The sequence below is a fragment of the Leifsonia virtsii genome, assembly GCF_030433675.1.
Lineage (GTDB): Bacteria > Actinomycetota > Actinomycetes > Actinomycetales > Microbacteriaceae > Leifsonia > Leifsonia virtsii.
The window spans coordinates 197,799-212,449 of the sequence record NZ_JAROCB010000002.1; the positions used below are offsets into that span (position 1 = coordinate 197,799).

General features: G+C 71.5%; 13 protein-coding genes. 7 read left to right on the forward strand and 6 right to left on the reverse strand.

Annotation, left to right across the window (positions count from 1 at the left end):
- Window positions 1–29 precede the first annotated feature (29 nt).
- A complete protein-coding gene (locus P5G59_RS06975) occupies window positions 30–2,372 on the reverse strand; it encodes a DUF7507 domain-containing protein (RefSeq protein ID WP_301217297.1) in 2,343 nt (780 codons plus the stop codon).
- 271 nt (window positions 2,373–2,643) lie between these two features.
- Between P5G59_RS06975 and dnaK the strand changes: the two genes are divergently transcribed.
- The 4 genes from dnaK to P5G59_RS06995 all read left to right on the forward strand — a co-directional run bounded on the left by dnaK (window position 2,644) and on the right by P5G59_RS06995 (window position 6,694).
- Complete coding sequence (gene dnaK, locus P5G59_RS06980; RefSeq protein WP_301217299.1) at window positions 2,644–4,503, forward strand: molecular chaperone DnaK; 1,860 nt, start codon at window positions 2,644–2,646, stop codon at window positions 4,501–4,503.
- Window positions 4,504–4,505: 2 nt separating this feature from the next.
- Complete coding sequence (locus tag P5G59_RS06985) at window positions 4,506–5,174, forward strand: nucleotide exchange factor GrpE (protein WP_301217301.1); 669 nt, start codon at window positions 4,506–4,508, stop codon at window positions 5,172–5,174.
- A 117-nt stretch (window positions 5,175–5,291) separates the two neighbouring features.
- Window positions 5,292–6,278 (forward strand): DnaJ C-terminal domain-containing protein, encoded by a 987-nt coding sequence (locus P5G59_RS06990; RefSeq protein ID WP_301217303.1) that lies wholly within the window; start codon window positions 5,292–5,294, stop codon window positions 6,276–6,278.
- Window positions 6,279–6,280: 2 nt separating this feature from the next.
- Entirely contained in the window at window positions 6,281–6,694 is a 414-nt protein-coding gene (locus tag P5G59_RS06995) for a heat shock protein transcriptional repressor HspR (RefSeq protein WP_301217305.1), read from the forward strand.
- A gap of 211 nt (window positions 6,695–6,905) precedes the next feature.
- On the opposite strand, the gene P5G59_RS07000 is transcribed toward P5G59_RS06995, so the two are convergent.
- The 3 genes from P5G59_RS07000 to P5G59_RS07010 are packed head-to-tail and all read right to left on the reverse strand — an operon-like array spanning window position 6,906 to window position 8,987.
- Window positions 6,906–7,643 carry a cysteine hydrolase family protein gene (locus P5G59_RS07000; protein WP_301217307.1) on the reverse strand — a complete coding sequence of 246 codons (738 nt, stop codon included), beginning with the start codon at window positions 7,641–7,643 and terminating at the stop codon, window positions 6,906–6,908.
- A gap of 25 nt (window positions 7,644–7,668) precedes the next feature.
- Window positions 7,669–8,436, reverse strand: coding sequence for a hypothetical protein (locus P5G59_RS07005; protein WP_301217309.1), 768 nt, complete (start codon window positions 8,434–8,436; stop codon window positions 7,669–7,671).
- On the reverse strand, window positions 8,433–8,987 hold the full coding sequence (locus P5G59_RS07010) for an RNA polymerase sigma factor (protein ID WP_301217311.1): 555 nt from the start codon (window positions 8,985–8,987) through the stop codon (window positions 8,433–8,435). The genes P5G59_RS07005 and P5G59_RS07010 overlap by 4 nt, the downstream gene beginning before the upstream one ends.
- 194 nt (window positions 8,988–9,181) lie before the next feature.
- Here P5G59_RS07010 and tdh point away from each other — a divergent pair, with 194 nt between their 5' ends.
- Window positions 9,182–10,225: an L-threonine 3-dehydrogenase gene (gene tdh, locus P5G59_RS07015; protein ID WP_301217313.1), complete on the forward strand. Its 1,044-nt coding sequence runs from the start codon at window positions 9,182–9,184 to the stop codon at window positions 10,223–10,225.
- Window positions 10,226–10,227: 2 nt separating this feature from the next.
- Window positions 10,228–11,415 carry a glycine C-acetyltransferase gene (locus P5G59_RS07020; protein ID WP_301217315.1) on the forward strand — a complete coding sequence of 396 codons (1,188 nt, stop codon included), beginning with the start codon at window positions 10,228–10,230 and terminating at the stop codon, window positions 11,413–11,415.
- 73 nt (window positions 11,416–11,488) lie between these two features.
- Here the strand turns inward: P5G59_RS07020 and P5G59_RS07025 are convergent, their stop codons facing one another.
- A complete protein-coding gene (locus P5G59_RS07025) occupies window positions 11,489–12,865 on the reverse strand; it encodes an alpha/beta hydrolase-fold protein (protein WP_301217317.1) in 1,377 nt (458 codons plus the stop codon).
- A gap of 48 nt (window positions 12,866–12,913) precedes the next feature.
- On the opposite strand from P5G59_RS07025, the gene corA reads away from it, so the two are divergent.
- A complete protein-coding gene (corA, locus tag P5G59_RS07030) occupies window positions 12,914–13,882 on the forward strand; it encodes a magnesium/cobalt transporter CorA (protein WP_301217319.1) in 969 nt (322 codons plus the stop codon).
- 62 nt (window positions 13,883–13,944) lie between these two features.
- On the opposite strand, the gene P5G59_RS07035 is transcribed toward corA, so the two are convergent.
- Window positions 13,945–14,649, reverse strand: coding sequence for a TetR/AcrR family transcriptional regulator C-terminal domain-containing protein (locus P5G59_RS07035; protein WP_301217321.1), 705 nt, complete (start codon window positions 14,647–14,649; stop codon window positions 13,945–13,947).
- Window positions 14,650–14,651 lie beyond the last annotated feature (2 nt).

The window sequence follows — 14,651 nt, forward strand, 5'->3', positions numbered from 1 at the left end:
GGGCGCTTGTGCGGTGGGTGTGAATCGGGTCAGCGGGCGCCCTTACGCCTCCGGATGCTGCGCACCACGAAGGCGGCGCCGAGCAGCGTCATCGCCACCGCGGACCACGCGCCGGCCGGGGCGCTCCCGGTCGCCGCGAGCGCGGACGAGCCGGGCGGTGCGCCCGGCTGCCCGCCGCCGGGCCCCTCCGGGAGCCCCGGAACCCCGCCCGGAGACACGGGAGGGACGACGACGGCCGGGGCGACCGGGACGCTCACCCCGGCGAACTCGGACGCCACGTGCAGCCCGAAGAGCGTGTTGCCGGCCGCCCGCGCGATGTTGTCGACCGAGCCGGCGGCGGCGTCCCGCTCCGAGACGAGGTGCGGACGCTGAGCGCGGCACACGGTGGAGGCGCCGGGCGCGAGGTCGGAGGCGTCGCACTCGACCGCACCGCCGAGCGGATCGGTGACGGCGACTCCCGCGATCGTGGTGACCCCGATGTTGGCGACGGCGAACGACCAGGCGATGCTGCCGCCCACCGCGACCCGCCCGTCCCCGTCGGTCGGGGACGGCGCGCCGGTCTTCACGAGGCTGAGGGCGGAGACCGGGGCGAGCACCGCGACGCTCGTCGAGCTGCTCGGCGGGGCCGGTACGCCCTGCGGGCCGACGGCCGTGGCCTCGGCGGTGTTCGAGATCGTCGTCGCGCCCGAGTCGATGTCGGCCTGGTCCACCGCGTAGGTCCCTGTGCAGGAGGTCGACTCGCCTGGGCCGAGCGACTGCGTGCCGATCGAGGAGCAGTCGAGCGCGACGGCGCCGTGCCCGCTGAAGGCGACCTCGGTGAGTGCGAGCGATGACAGCGTCACGTTGCCCGTGTTGGTCACCACGAAGACGAAGGTCATCGGGTCTCCGGCGACGTACTGGTCGTCCCGGGTCACGCTCGACGACTTGACCAGCGTGAGCGCCGGCTCCGCTGCATCCACGTCGAGGGTCGCGGAGGCCGGCGCCGCATTGCCGACGCCGTCGGCCGTGCTCACCGCCCCTGCCGGGATGGTGTTGACGTAGCCGCCCGCGGCGTCGGCGGTCACCGGTACCTCGATCGTGCAGGAGCCGGCGGCCGGGATGACCCCGTCGCTCAGCCCGACGGCGGCCTGGCCGGGCACCGCCGAGAGGACGCCGCCGCACGTGCTGGCCGCCGCCGGCCCGGCCGCCACGAGCGCGCTGGGTGGGAGCGCGTCCGTCAGCGCGGCTCCGGTGAGAGCGGCGTTGTTCGGATTCGTCAGCACGATGGTCAGGGTGGAGGTGCCGCCGGCGACGATCCGCTCCGGCGTGAAGCTCTTGGCGACCGTGGGCGCGGACGAGAACTGCAGTACGACCAGGCCGTCGCCGCCCGCTTGAAGGCCGCCGCCTCCCGTGCCGATGCCCGCGACGTAATGCGGGTCGTCCGCCCTGGCGGGTGCGGCGCCCACGGCTGCGACCGTGAGCCCGCCGCCGGCGCCGCCCACGAACCCGGAACCGCCGCCGCCGGCGCCCTCCTGCGCGCACCCGTAGCCGTTGCCCGCGCCGCCGCCCCCGCCGAAGTAGCCGCCGCCACCGCCGCCTCCCGCGCCCGCGTTCGACCGGGAGGACGGACCGCCGACACCGCCCTGGTACTGCGTGCCCGGGCCGCCGGGCCAGTTCGCGCTGCTGACCCCGGGGACGCCTCCCGCGGTCTGCGTCCCACCCCCGCCGCCGGCGCCTGGAACGGGCTGGCACCCCCCGATCCCGCCCGGCCCGTTGCCGCCACCGCTCTCGCCGGTGAGGCCTCCGCCCCCTCCGCCGTTGCTCGTCGGCGGGCTCACCGCCGTCGCACCGCTCATCCCGCCCCCGCCTCCGGCCGTGATGGCGTCCGTGCCCTCCTGGAGCTGCACGGCCGACCGGCCGCCGCCGCTCCCGCCGCGGTACGAGCTGTAGGTGTCGCGCCCGCCCGCGCCCCCGCCGCCGTACGCCGGGTCGGGAGCGGCGTTGCTGCGTCCCGCGGAGCCGCCGGAGCCGACGATCACGAGAAGGCTCTCGCCCGGCGACACGGCAAGGGCGCCCTGCGCGAAGCCGCCGCCTCCTCCGTGATCGGCGCCGCCCGCTTGCGCCCTGCCGCCACCCCCGGCACCCCACGCCTTCACGAAGACGGTGCTCACGCCGTCCGGGACATCGAACCGCTGGTCGACCCCGTACGAGGGGAACACGACGCAGGATGCGTAACCCGGGTCGGGCGCACACGCCGGCTGGGTCGAGCGGGCGGCGGCAGCGGACGAGACCTCGTGGACCGGCTGGACGGCGGGCGCCATCGCACCGGCGGCGGTCAGCGCGACGGCGACCGCGACGCCGATGCGAACCCCTCCGGCTGCCAGCGTCCTCAACCCTCGTCCCTGCTGCGATGAAGACCCCCGGCCGTCGCGGGCCACGGGTCGAACGTGGCGTCAGGCTACGGGAGGAGCGCGACCGTCGAAAGACGGTGCCGTTCCACCGGAATACTTCGAACCTCCTGAAAGTTGAGTCAGGTGTACTCAAGTTTGAGGATCGACGTCTTGACAGCATCCGACCGCGGGTGACAGTCTTGAGTCGTCGAGGCTCAAGTCTTGACCCCGGACTTTCACGGCCACGAGCCAGCAACAAAGGAGAGAAGCACACATGTCACGTGCAGTAGGTATCGACCTCGGAACGACCAACTCCGTCGTCTCGGTGCTCGAGGGCGGCGAGCCCACGGTCATCGCGAACGCGGAGGGTTTCCGCACCACCCCGTCGGTGGTCGCCTTCACCAAGGACGGCGAGGTCCTCGTCGGCGAGACCGCGAAGCGTCAGGCGGTCACCAACGTCGACCGCACCATCGCGTCCGTCAAGCGCCACATGGGCACGAACTGGACCAAGGAGATCGACGGCAAGAAGTACACGCCGCAGGAGATCTCCGCGCGCATCCTGCAGAAGCTCAAGCGGGATGCGGAGCAGTACCTCGGCGACACCGTCACCGACGCGGTCATCACCGTGCCGGCGTACTTCAACGACGCCGAGCGCCAGGCCACCAAGGAGGCCGGCGAGATCGCGGGCCTCAACGTCCTCCGCATCATCAACGAGCCGACCGCGGCCGCGCTCGCGTACGGCCTCGACAAGGGCAAGGAGGACGAGCTCATCCTCGTCTTCGACCTCGGTGGCGGCACCTTCGACGTCTCCCTGCTCGAGGTGGGCAAGGACGACGACTTCTCGACCATCCAGGTGCGTTCGACGGCCGGTGACAACCGCCTCGGCGGCGACGACTGGGACCAGCGCATCGTCGACTGGCTGATCAAGAAGTTCAAGGAGACCACGGGCGTCGACGTCAGCAACGACAAGATCGCCCTGCAGCGCCTGAAGGAGGCGGCGGAGCAGGCCAAGAAGGAGCTTTCGTCGAGCATGTCGACCAGCATCCAGCTGCCCTACCTCTCGCTGACCGAGAACGGCCCGGCCAACCTCGACGAGACGCTCACCCGCGCCCAGTTCGAGCAGATGACCAGCGACCTCCTCGACCGCACCAAGAAGCCGTTCCAGGACGTCATCCGCGAGGCCGGCATCAAGGTGTCCGACATCGCCCACGTCGTGCTGGTCGGCGGCTCGACCCGTATGCCGGCCGTCTCCGAGCTCGTGAAGCAGGAGACCGGCAAGGAGCCCAACAAGGGCGTCAACCCGGACGAGGTCGTCGCCGTCGGCGCCGCCCTGCAGGCCGGTGTCCTGAAGGGCGAGCGCAAGGACGTCCTCCTCATCGACGTCACCCCGCTGTCCCTCGGCATCGAGACCAAGGGCGGGATCATGACCAAGCTCATCGAGCGCAACACGGCCATCCCGACCAAGCGCAGCGAGACCTTCACCACGGCCGACGACAACCAGCCGTCCGTCGCGATCCAGGTCTTCCAGGGCGAGCGCGAGTTCACCCGCGACAACAAGCCGCTCGGCACCTTCGAGCTGACCGGCATCGCCCCGGCCCCCCGCGGTATCCCGCAGATCGAGGTCACCTTCGACATCGACGCCAACGGCATCGTGCACGTGTCCGCCAAGGACAAGGGCACCGGCAAGGAGCAGTCGATGACCATCACCGGCGGGTCCAGCCTGCCGAAGGAGGACATCGACCGCATGGTGCGCGAGGCCGAGGAGCACGCGGCGGAGGACAAGAAGCGCCGCGAGTCCGCCGAGACCCGCAACCAGGCCGAGCAGCTCGTCTACTCGATCGAGAAGCTGATCAAGGACAACGAGGACAAGCTCCCGGAGGACGTCAAGAACGAGGTCCAGGGCGACGTCGACGGTCTGAAGACGGCTCTCGCCGGCGACGACGACGAGGCCGTGAAGACCGCGTACGAGAAGCTGAGCGCGAGCCAGCAGAAGCTCGGCGAGGCGATCTACTCGTCCGCCCAGCCCTCCGAGGCGCCGGCCGGCGACGCGGGTGACGCGCCGCAGGGCGAGTCGTCCTCCGACGACGAGGACGTCATCGACGCCGAGGTCGTCGACGACGAGGAGAAGAAGTAAGCATGTCGGACCAGAACGGCGGCTCGCAGGAGCCGGAACACGAGGAGCCGATCATCCGCGACAAGCGGAGGATCGACCCCGAGACCGGGAAGGTCCGGCAGCCCGAGGGTGAGCCGGCCGACGGCGGCGAGCACGACCTCTCCCACGAGGAGCTCGTCGACGTCGGTCCGGCCGAGGGCGAAGGCACGGAGGAGGAGGGCGGCGTCCTGAGCGACGACGACCTCGACATCCTCTCCGGCCAGACCACGGGCGAGCAGCTCGCGGCGGAACGTCTCGCCGACCTCCAGCGGGTGACCGCGGAGTACGCGAACTACCGCAAGCGCACCGAGGCCAACCGCGAGATCGAGCGCGAGCGAGCGGTCGGTGACGCGGTGAAGGGGCTCATCCCGGTGCTCGACGACCTCGAGCGCGCGGAGAAGCACGGCGATCTGGGCGAGGGCACCGCGTTCTCGGCCATCGCGGGCAAGCTGCGCGCAGCGGTCGAGCGCCTCGGCCTCACCCCGTACGGCGAGAAGGGCGAGCCCTTCGACCCGCAGATCCATGAGGCGATCTTCCAGCAGCCCACCCCCGGCGTGACGGCCGACACCGTCGCCGAGGTGGTCGAGACCGGCTACCGGCTGGGCTCCACCACCGTCCGGGTGGCGAAGGTCGTCGTCGCGGTGCCGGCCTGACCCGGCAGCAGCGCACGGCGGAGCGGCGGGGACGCGATCCCCGCCGCTCCGGTCGCCGTGCCTGCACGACTCATGCAGACTTCATCCACGACCCACAACGACTGAGAGGAGGCGCCCGTGGCTAGCCAGGACTGGTTCGACAAGGACTTCTACAAGGTGCTTGGCGTCTCCAAGGACGTCAGCGAGGCGGACCTCAAGAAGACGTACCGCAAGCTCGCGCGCAAGTACCACCCCGACTCGAACCCCGGCGACGCTGCCGCGGAGGCGAAGTTCAAGGAGATCAGCGAGGCCTACTCGGTGCTCAGCGACCCCGAGGAGCGCAAGGAGTACGACCAGATCCGCGCGATGGGCTCCGGCGCCCGGTTCACTGCGCCCGGCGGCGGCGCAGGTGCGGGCGGCTTCGACGACGTCTTCGGCGGGATGTTCGGCCAGGGCGGCAACCAGCGATACACCTTCCAGCAGGGCGGGCAGTTCGACGACGTGTTCGGCGGACTGTTCGGCAACGGACGGTTCGGCTCGTCCTCCGGTGGCTTCCGCGGTTACGGCGGCCCCACCCGCGGCCGCGACGTGACCGCCCACACCACCATCGACTTCGTGACCGCCACCAAGGGCGAGACCATCACGCTGCAGGCCGCGGACGGCAAGCCGATCAAGGTGAAGATCCCTGCAGGCGTGGCGGACGGCCAGAAGATCAAGCTGCGCGGCAAGGGCCAGCCGAGCCCCGACGGCGGCGAGGCGGGCGACATCGTGCTCACCGTCACCGTGCGCAAGCACCCGGTGTTCGAGCGCGAGGGCCTCAACCTCCGGGTGAACGTGCCGGTCACGTTCGCGGAGGCCGCGCTCGGCGCGACCATCGAGGTCCCGACCCTCGGCGGCGACCCGGTGAAGCTGCGCGTCGCGCCCGGAACCCCGAGCGGCCGCGTGCTGCGGGTCAAGGGCCGGGGCGTGGAGACGAGCAAGGGCACGGGCGACCTGCTCGCCGTCGTCCAGGTGGCCGTCCCGTCGCACCTCTCCGCCGAGGCCAAGGAGAAGCTGGAGGAGTTCGCCGCGGCGCTCCCCGCGGAGAACCCGCGCGACGACCTCCTGGCGAAGGCCCGGAGCTGACGATGGACGAGCACAGCCCGGTCTTCGTGATCTCGATCGCGGCGGAGCTGGCGGGGATGCACCCGCAAACGCTCCGCCAGTACGACCGGCTCGGCCTCGTCAGCCCCAGCCGCACCGCCGGCAAGTCGCGCCGTTACTCGATGCGCGACGTCGAGAAGCTGCAGGAGATCTCCCGCCTCGGCTCGGAGGGCGTCAGCCTGGAGGGCATCCGCCGCATCCTGGAGCTCGAGGACCAGGTGAGCGAGCTGCACGGCCGCGTGCGCGAGCTGGAAAGCGCCCTCGCCGACGAGCTCCTGAACCGCCCGGGCCGCCGCGTCTTCGCCGCGGGCTCCGCCGGAGAGGTCACCCCGCTGCCGACCGGCACCCGCACGCGCCGGAGCACCCAGCTCGTCGTCTGGCGCCCCCTCGGCCGCTGACGCCGAGTTGCGGGGGGGGGGGGGGGGGAAAACCGATTTTGCCCCCCCACCCCCCCCCAGCGGGGGGGGGGGGGGGGGGGGGGGGGGGGGCCGCCCCGCCCCCCGCGCGTCGTCGGCCCCCCCCGCGGCCGCGCCCGCCGTGTGGCGGGTGGGGGCGCCTAACCCCCCGTTTCCCCCGCCACAACGCGCAACTCGGCGAGAGCGAGTGGGCCTAGAGGGAGGAGACGCCCTGGCCGACGTACAGGGTGTTCTCGAGGTTGTGCGCCTCCTCGGCCGCGATGTCGTGGTCGATGCCCGCGCGCACCTCGCGCATCAGCTTGTGCAGCTCGGCGTGCTTCTCCGGCAGCCGGGCGTGGCCGGTGCTTGCCCACAGGTTCGAGGCCGGGAGGGTATCGCCCGCCTCGACGGCCAGCGTCCACTCCTCCGTCGTCGCGACCGAGGCGAACTCGGACTGCATGGTGACGAGCACCGAGCGGTGGAGGGCGTTCGCCGAGATCGCGCCGGCCTCGTTGACGAGGTCGAGCGTCCCGGTGGCGTCCGACAGGAACTCGACGGTGAAGCCGAGCTCCGCCGCATCCCGTGCCGTCCCTGCGCAGCAGTGCTGCGTCATGTACCCGGCGATCGTCACGGTGTCGACGCCCTCCGACCGCAGCCACGACTCCAGGTCGGTGCCGGGGAATGCCGAGACGCTGCCCTTCGTCACCACGTGGGCGGGGGTGCGGTCGGCGATCGACTCGTGCAGCGCCGCGCCTGCCGACCCGCGCGCGAACAGGGGAGAGCCCTCGTCCTCGAGGTGCTGCACCACGACCACCGGCACGCCGTGGTCGTCGGCCGCACCCCATGCGACCTCGACGTTCGGGATGGACGTCATCAGGTCAGGGAAGCAGATCTTCAGGTTGCCGGTGACGTACTCGTTCTGCAGGTCGATCACGATCAGCGCGCGCTTCATGCGAGCACTCTAGCGAGCGCCGCCGTCAGCCGCAGATCTCGGGGCGGACGGTCTCTTCCGTGCCGACCTGGATGCCGCGGACGATCCCGGTGTCGTTGTACGCCGCGAACACGATCCAGTTCCCGTTTCCGTCAGTGATCGCGTAGTTGTCGAACACGCCGAAGTAGGATCCGTGCGTCGCGATGTCCGGGTAGGCCGCCAGCAGTTCCTCGCGCGTCGAACCGATACCGATTCCGGCGGCCGTGAGCGGCGGCCCCTGGACCCCCTTGATGCCCAGCCCGAGCTGGATCGAGTCCACCGTGCGCCCGTCGGTTCCGTACGTGAGAGCCACCAGGGGTGCGCCGTCGCGCGTGTAGTAGCGGACCGGACATTCGTCCTGGTCCTCAAGGACGTAGCCGCCCATCACCGAGTCGGCGTCACCCGCCGCCATGCCGACCGACAGGGGGCCGACCGTACCGAACCCGATCACCCAGGTGGCCGGGTCGTCGGTCATGGCCGGGGCGGGAGGCGGCGTCGGCGTCGCTGTCGCTGTCGCTGTCGGCGACGGCGACAGCGAGGGCGGTGCACTCGTGGCGGCGACCGGCGGCTGCGACTCGGGAAGCCGGAGCACGCCGGACATCGCCAGCGCGACACCGCCCGTCGAGAGCCCGAGGGCTGCGATCACCAGCGCGACGACGAGAGCGACCCTGCGGAAGCCGCTGGGCGGTCCCGGGATCGTGCCCTCCGCATTCTCGACGAGCATGCGGCGAACCAGGGACGCGCGGCGCGGGTCGAACGTGGGCTGCTCGGTCATCGCGCACCTCCTGCGGTGAGTTCTTCGGTGGGGGTGTCATTCATGAGGGCGGCCAGGCGCGCCTTCGCACGCGACAGCCGGGATTTCACCGTCCCGAGCGGAACACCGAGGGCCTCTGCGGCCGCCGCCAGCGGCAGCTCCTCGACGACGCAGAGCGAGACGACGTCGCGATCGCGGGACGAGAGCCGCTCGAACGCCGTCCGGATGGACGCATGACGCGGCCAGGCGTCCAGCTGCTCGTCGACCTGCGGGGCGAAGTCCGCTTCCTCCTCCAGTGCCGACAGCCGCGCCATAGCACGGCGGTGCCGCCGCAGCGCCCGGTCGTGGTTGCTGGCGACGTGGTTGGTCGTCACCAGCAGCCAGGGGAGCGGCGAGCCGTCGACGAGCCGGATCGCGGCGCGTCTGCGCCAGGCCTCCAGGAACACGAGGGCGGTGATGTCCTCCGCGTCCTGGCGCGATGCCGCGTGCCTCGACGCGTGCCGGAAGACCCGGTCGCGGTGCTCGTCGAACAGCTCGCCGAACCGGCGGGCCTCGAGCGGAGTCGTCTTCATACCCTGATATGTCCGTTGTGTCGTCACGGGTTCCCTCACCGGAAACCCTGCGCCGAATCTAGCGTCCGGACGGCGTTCGTCGTGCAGCTCCCTACGGCCCGTGTCGCGCAGGTAGGCTCTCTCTCGGCCGTATCCCGCCCACAAGGCGCGGCGGCCGCGCGACGAAGCACACCACTCCCACGAGGAAGCCTGCGATGAGAGCCCTGTACAAGAGCGAGGCCGCACCCGGTCTCCAGCTGGTCGACGTCCCGGAGCCCGAGATGGGTCCGGCGGATGTCCGGATCCGCGTCCTTCGCACCGGCATCTGCGGAACCGACCTGCACATCCAGCGCTGGGACGACTGGGCGGCCTCCGCCGTGAAGGCGCCGCTCATCCCCGGCCACGAGTTCTTCGGCGAGGTCGTCGAGGTCGGTCCGCTCGTGCACGACGTCGAGGTCGGCGACCTGGTCTCCGGCGAGGGCCACATCGTCTGCGGCACCTGCCGCAACTGCCGCGCCGGCCGCCGCCAGATGTGCATCCGCACGCAGGGCGTTGGCGTGCAGCGCGACGGCGCCTTCGCGGAGCAGCTGGTGCTCCCGGCCACGAACGTCTGGGTGCACCACAGCGCCATCGAGCCGGAGGTCGGCGCGCTGTTCGACCCGCTCGGCAACGCCGTGCACACGGCGCTCGCCTTCCCGGTCGTCGGCGAGGACGTGCTGGTCACCGGATGCGGCCCGATCGGACTCATGGCGATCGCCGTCGCCCGCCACGTCGGCGCACGGTTCATCGTCGGCACCGACGTCAGCGCGCAGCGCCTGGAGCTCGCCCGCGGGATGGGCGCCGACTTCACCGTGGACGTCTCGAAGCACGACATCCGCGAGGCGCAGAAGGCGCTCGGCATGCGGGAGGGCTTCGACGTCGGGTTCGAGATGAGCGGGGCGCCGACCGCGCTGCCGTCGATGATCGGGAACATGAACCACGGCGGCCGCATCGCCATGCTGGGGCTCCCGTCCGAGAAGATCGCGGTCGACTGGGGGATCGTCGTCACGCACATGCTGACGCTGAAGGGAATCTACGGCCGCGAGATGTTCGAGACCTGGAACGCCATGGGCGCGATGCTGCAGACCTCCGCGGAGCTGCACGACGCCATCGCGTCGATCGTCTCGGACCGCTTCCCCGCACGTGACTGGGAGAAGGGCTTCGCCGCGGCGGCCGCGGCGGGCGGCGGCAAGGTCATCCTCGACTGGACGGAGGTCTAGACATGTACGGCGGCTTCAAGGAGCACATCGCGACGCAGCTGGCGGAGATCGAGGAGGCGGGGCTCACCAAACGGGAGCGCAGCATCCACGGCCCCCAGTCGGCGCTCATCACCGCGGACGGCCAGCAGGTGCTCAACTTCTGCGCCAACAACTACCTCGGCCTCGCCGACCACCCCGCCCTGCGCGACGCGGCCAAGACGGCCCTCGACGAGTGGGGCTACGGGATGGCGTCGGTACGGTTCATCTGCGGCACGCAGGAGCAGCACCTGGAGCTGGAGCGGCGGGTGTCGCGGTTCCTGGGCACCGAGGCGACCATCCTGTTCTCCTCCTGCTTCGACGCCAACGGCGGCGTGTTCGAGACGCTGTTCTCTGCGGAGGATGCGATCGTCTCGGACGAGCTCAACCACGCCTCGATCATCGACGGCATCCGCCTGTCGAAGGCCCAGCGCTACCGCTACAAGAACCGCGACCTGGCGGACCTGCGGGCGCAGCTGGAGGCCGCCCGCGACGCAGGCGCACGGTTCACGGTCATCGTCACCGACGGCGTCTTCTCGATGGACGGCTACATCGCCCCGCTCGCCGAGATCTGCGACCTGGCCGATGAGTTCGGCGCGCTGGTGTTCGTCGACGACTCGCACGCCGTCGGGTTCGTCGGCGAGCACGGCCGCGGCACGCCGGAGTTCTGCGGCGTCGCCGACCGGGTCGACATCTACACCGGCACGTTCGGCAAGGCGCTCGGCGGCGCCTCGGGCGGCTACGTCTCCAGCCGCCGCGAGGTCGTGGACCTGCTGCGCCAGCGCTCGCGCCCGTACCTGTTCTCGAACACGCTCGCGCCGTCGATCGTCGCCGGGACGCTGGCCGCGCTCGACCTGCTGGAGCAGTCCGACCACCTCCGGGCGCAGCTCGTGGCCAATGCGGAGCTGTTCCGGCGGCTGATGTCGGAGGCGGGCTTCGACCTGCTGCCGGGGTCGCATCCCATCGTCCCCGTCATGTTCGGGGATGCGGCGCTCACGGCGCGGATCGCGGACGAGATGCAGCGCCAGGGCGTCTACGTCACCGCGTTCTCGTACCCGGTGGTGCCGAAGGGCCGCGCCCGCATCCGGGTACAGCTGTCGGCGGCCCACACCGAGGAGGAGATCCGCCGCTGCGTCGACGCGTTCGTCGCGTCCCGCGCCGCCGTCGAGGCCTAGCCGGGCCGTGGCTCGTCACGAATCGCGCGCTTTCGTCACGAATCGCCGCGATTCGTGACGAGTGGCGGGCGACTCAGTCGTCGAGCGGCGTGCGGCGCAGCACGACGCCGCGTCGCGCGAAGAACAGCGCGAGCGTCACGATCAGGAAGAGCGCGAGCACCGACAGGTCGACCATCGCGACCGTGCCGGCGACCGCGGCCGCCTGCGTCACGGCACAGGGCCGCGCGGTCTGGTCGGCGGGGCACAGCAGCCGGTCGCCTGCACCCGTCGCACCGGCCTTCAGCCACGACCCGATCAGCTGGTTGTACCCGGTCTCGAGCCCCTTCGTGAGGGTGGGGCCGGAATGGCCCTCACCCGGGACGGCCCAATAGGTGACCTTCCAGCCGGCGTTCTCGGCGGCGGTCGCCGTCGCCTCGACCTGGGGCCGGAAGTGGTCGTCCTCCTGGCCGGTCACGAAGATGCCGACGGTCGGCTGCGGATAGTCGCGCGAGGCGAGGACGTTCGCCGGCCAGGTCGCCTCGAACGCCGCCTGGTCGCCGCCGAAGTACGTGTTGCGCGTGAAGACCGGCCGGTGCTCGCCCGGCTTGTCGGGTCCGGAGACGTCGATGACGGCGCCCCACTTCTCGGGATACTTCGCCGCCAGGTACACCGCGCACTCTCCACCGTGGGAGAACCCGGCGATGACCCGCTGGGTGCGGTCGCGCGAGACGGGGAGGTTGGCGTCGATCCAGGCCGGGACGTCCTTCGACAGGTACGTGTCGAGCTTTCCGGCGGAGGTGTCGGCGCACGGCGGGTTCTTGTCGATGGCGCCGAGCTGGTCGACCACGAGCACGAACGGCGCCTGCGCGAGCCGGTCGTCGCCGAGGCCGTGCAGCGCGTCGAGCGTCGCCCCGAGGGTCGGGTTGCCCGGCTGGCCCATCATCATCTCCACCACCGGGCGGGTGCCGGACGGGTCGCGCAGCCAGCCGGAGGGCACGAACAGGTGCGCCTCGCGAGCGGAGAAGCCGGACGCCGTCGGCGGGATGCGCACCGACAGCTGGTACCCGTCGGCGAGGGTCTTCTCGTTCACCGGCACCGCGTGCCCCGCCACGGTCGCGCTCGCGAACCCGGGCACCGCGGCGGCGCACAGCACGGCGACGGCCGACGCGGCCGCGAGCCCGGCGATCGTCGCCCGCAGCGCCCGCCGGTCCGCCGACTGCACCAGGTCGCCGATGGCGAGCGGCACGACGGTGGCGGCGAGCAGCAGCACGAACCATCCCGCGCCCACCAGGTCGGGGCGGGGGAGGAGCAGGACGCCGAGGACCACGAGCACGAGGCCCACGACCTGGCCGGCCACGACGGCGACGACCGTGCCGGTCGCACGGAGTCGCCACGCCCTGCGCGCGAACCGGTACGCCGGGTACGCGCCGACGAGCACGAGGGCGGCTGCGAGCCAGGCGACGGGGGACATAGCGGTCAGTCTAGGGGCGGTCTCCTGGATGCGAGGTACGGTGGCGAGGTGATCGTCGACAACGCCGTGTACGTGGACGGGCTGCGCACCGAGCCGCCGTCGCTGGAGGAGACCTGCGAGACGGTCCGCGACCGCGGAGGGTTCGCATGGATCGGCCTCTACCGCCCCACCGAGGACGAGCTCGGCGCGGTCGCGAAGGAGTTCGGGCTCCCGCCCCTCGCGGTGGAGGACGCGCTCTCGGGCCATCAGCGCGCGAAGGTCGAGAAGTACGGCTCGATGCTGTTCGTGGTGCTTCGCCCGGCCGAGTACGTCGATGAGACCGAGAAGGTCGAGTTCGGCGAGGTGCACCTGTTCCTGGGCGACGACTTCGTCATCACTGTGCGGCACTTCGACAGCCCCGACCTCGCCCGGGTCCGCCGCCGGCTGGAGGGCGACCCCGCGCTCCTTCGGCACGGTCCGGTCGCGGCGCTGTACGGCGTGCTCGACGAGATCGTCGACGAGTACGCGCCGGTCGTCGCGGGTCTCGAGGACGACATCGACGAGATCGAGGACCAGCTGTTCTCCGGCGATCGCGGCGTCTCGCGCCGCATCTTCGAGCTCTCGACGGAGGTCATGCACTTCCAGCGCGCGGTCGACCCGCTGCGCGACGTGATGGGCAGTCTGCGCCAGGGTCTGCTCGCGCGGCAGGAGGATGAGGACCTGCGGGATGCGTTCCGCGATGTCGAGGATCACGTCATCCGGGTGACCGAGCGCGCCGACGGGTTCCGCCAGATCCTGCAGAACGCCCTCACCGTCCACACCGCCCTGGTCGGCCAGCAGCAGAACGACGAGGTCAAGAAGATCTCCGGCTGGGCCGCCATCCTGTTCACCCCGACGCTCGTGGGAACCGTGTACGGCATGAACTTCCGCATCATGCCCGAGCTGCACTGGGCGTTCGGCTATCCCTACGCGCTCCTCCTGATGCTCGCGATGGGCGTCGGCCTCTACGTCATCTTCAAGCGCAAGCACTGGATCTGACCCGCCCCCAGCCGTCAGCTCCTGAGTTCTTCGAGCGACACGCCGCGCGGAGGTCGAAGAACTCAGGAGCTGGGGGCCTGGGAGGCGGAGGTGGCGCCGGTGTGGAGGCGCGCGTAGCCGTCGCGGAGGCCGTCGAGCAGCGCGCGCAGGCCGATCTCGAAGGCGGCGTCGGCCGGCGGTGTGTCGCCGAGAGCGGTTGAGCGGGCGCGGTAGGCGGACGCGAACGCGGGCACGGCGTCGTCGGCTCCGGCAGGGTCGAACATGTCGGCCGGGGCGATCGCGTCGAGCGCCGATCCGAGGATGAACGACTCCACCGCGACGATGGTGGGCAGCACCTCCGGCTCCGGCCATCCCGCGCGCACGAGTGCGGCGACCACGGTGTCGTACATGTGCATCGTGCGCAGCGCGCCGGTCAGCGGGAGCGTCGCGAGCAGCGCGATGGTCGGCGGATGCGCGGCGAACGCCACGCGGTACGAGCGCGCCCACGCGAGCATCGCCGCATCCCACGGTTCGGTCGCGAACACGCCGACGTCGATGCGGTCGGAGACGAGCTCGCGGACCGCCGCGATCACGTCCTCCTTGCCGTCGACATGGTTGTAGAGGGCGCTGGGCCGCACACGCAGCGCCTGCGCCAGGCGGGCCATCGTGAAGCCGTCCGCGCCCGATTCGTCGAGCAGGCGGAGGGCCGCGTGGGCGATGAGGTCGCGGGTGAGGACGGTCGTCCGGGGGCGGCCCGCGCGGCGGGCCGGGCGATCGACTTCGGCCATTG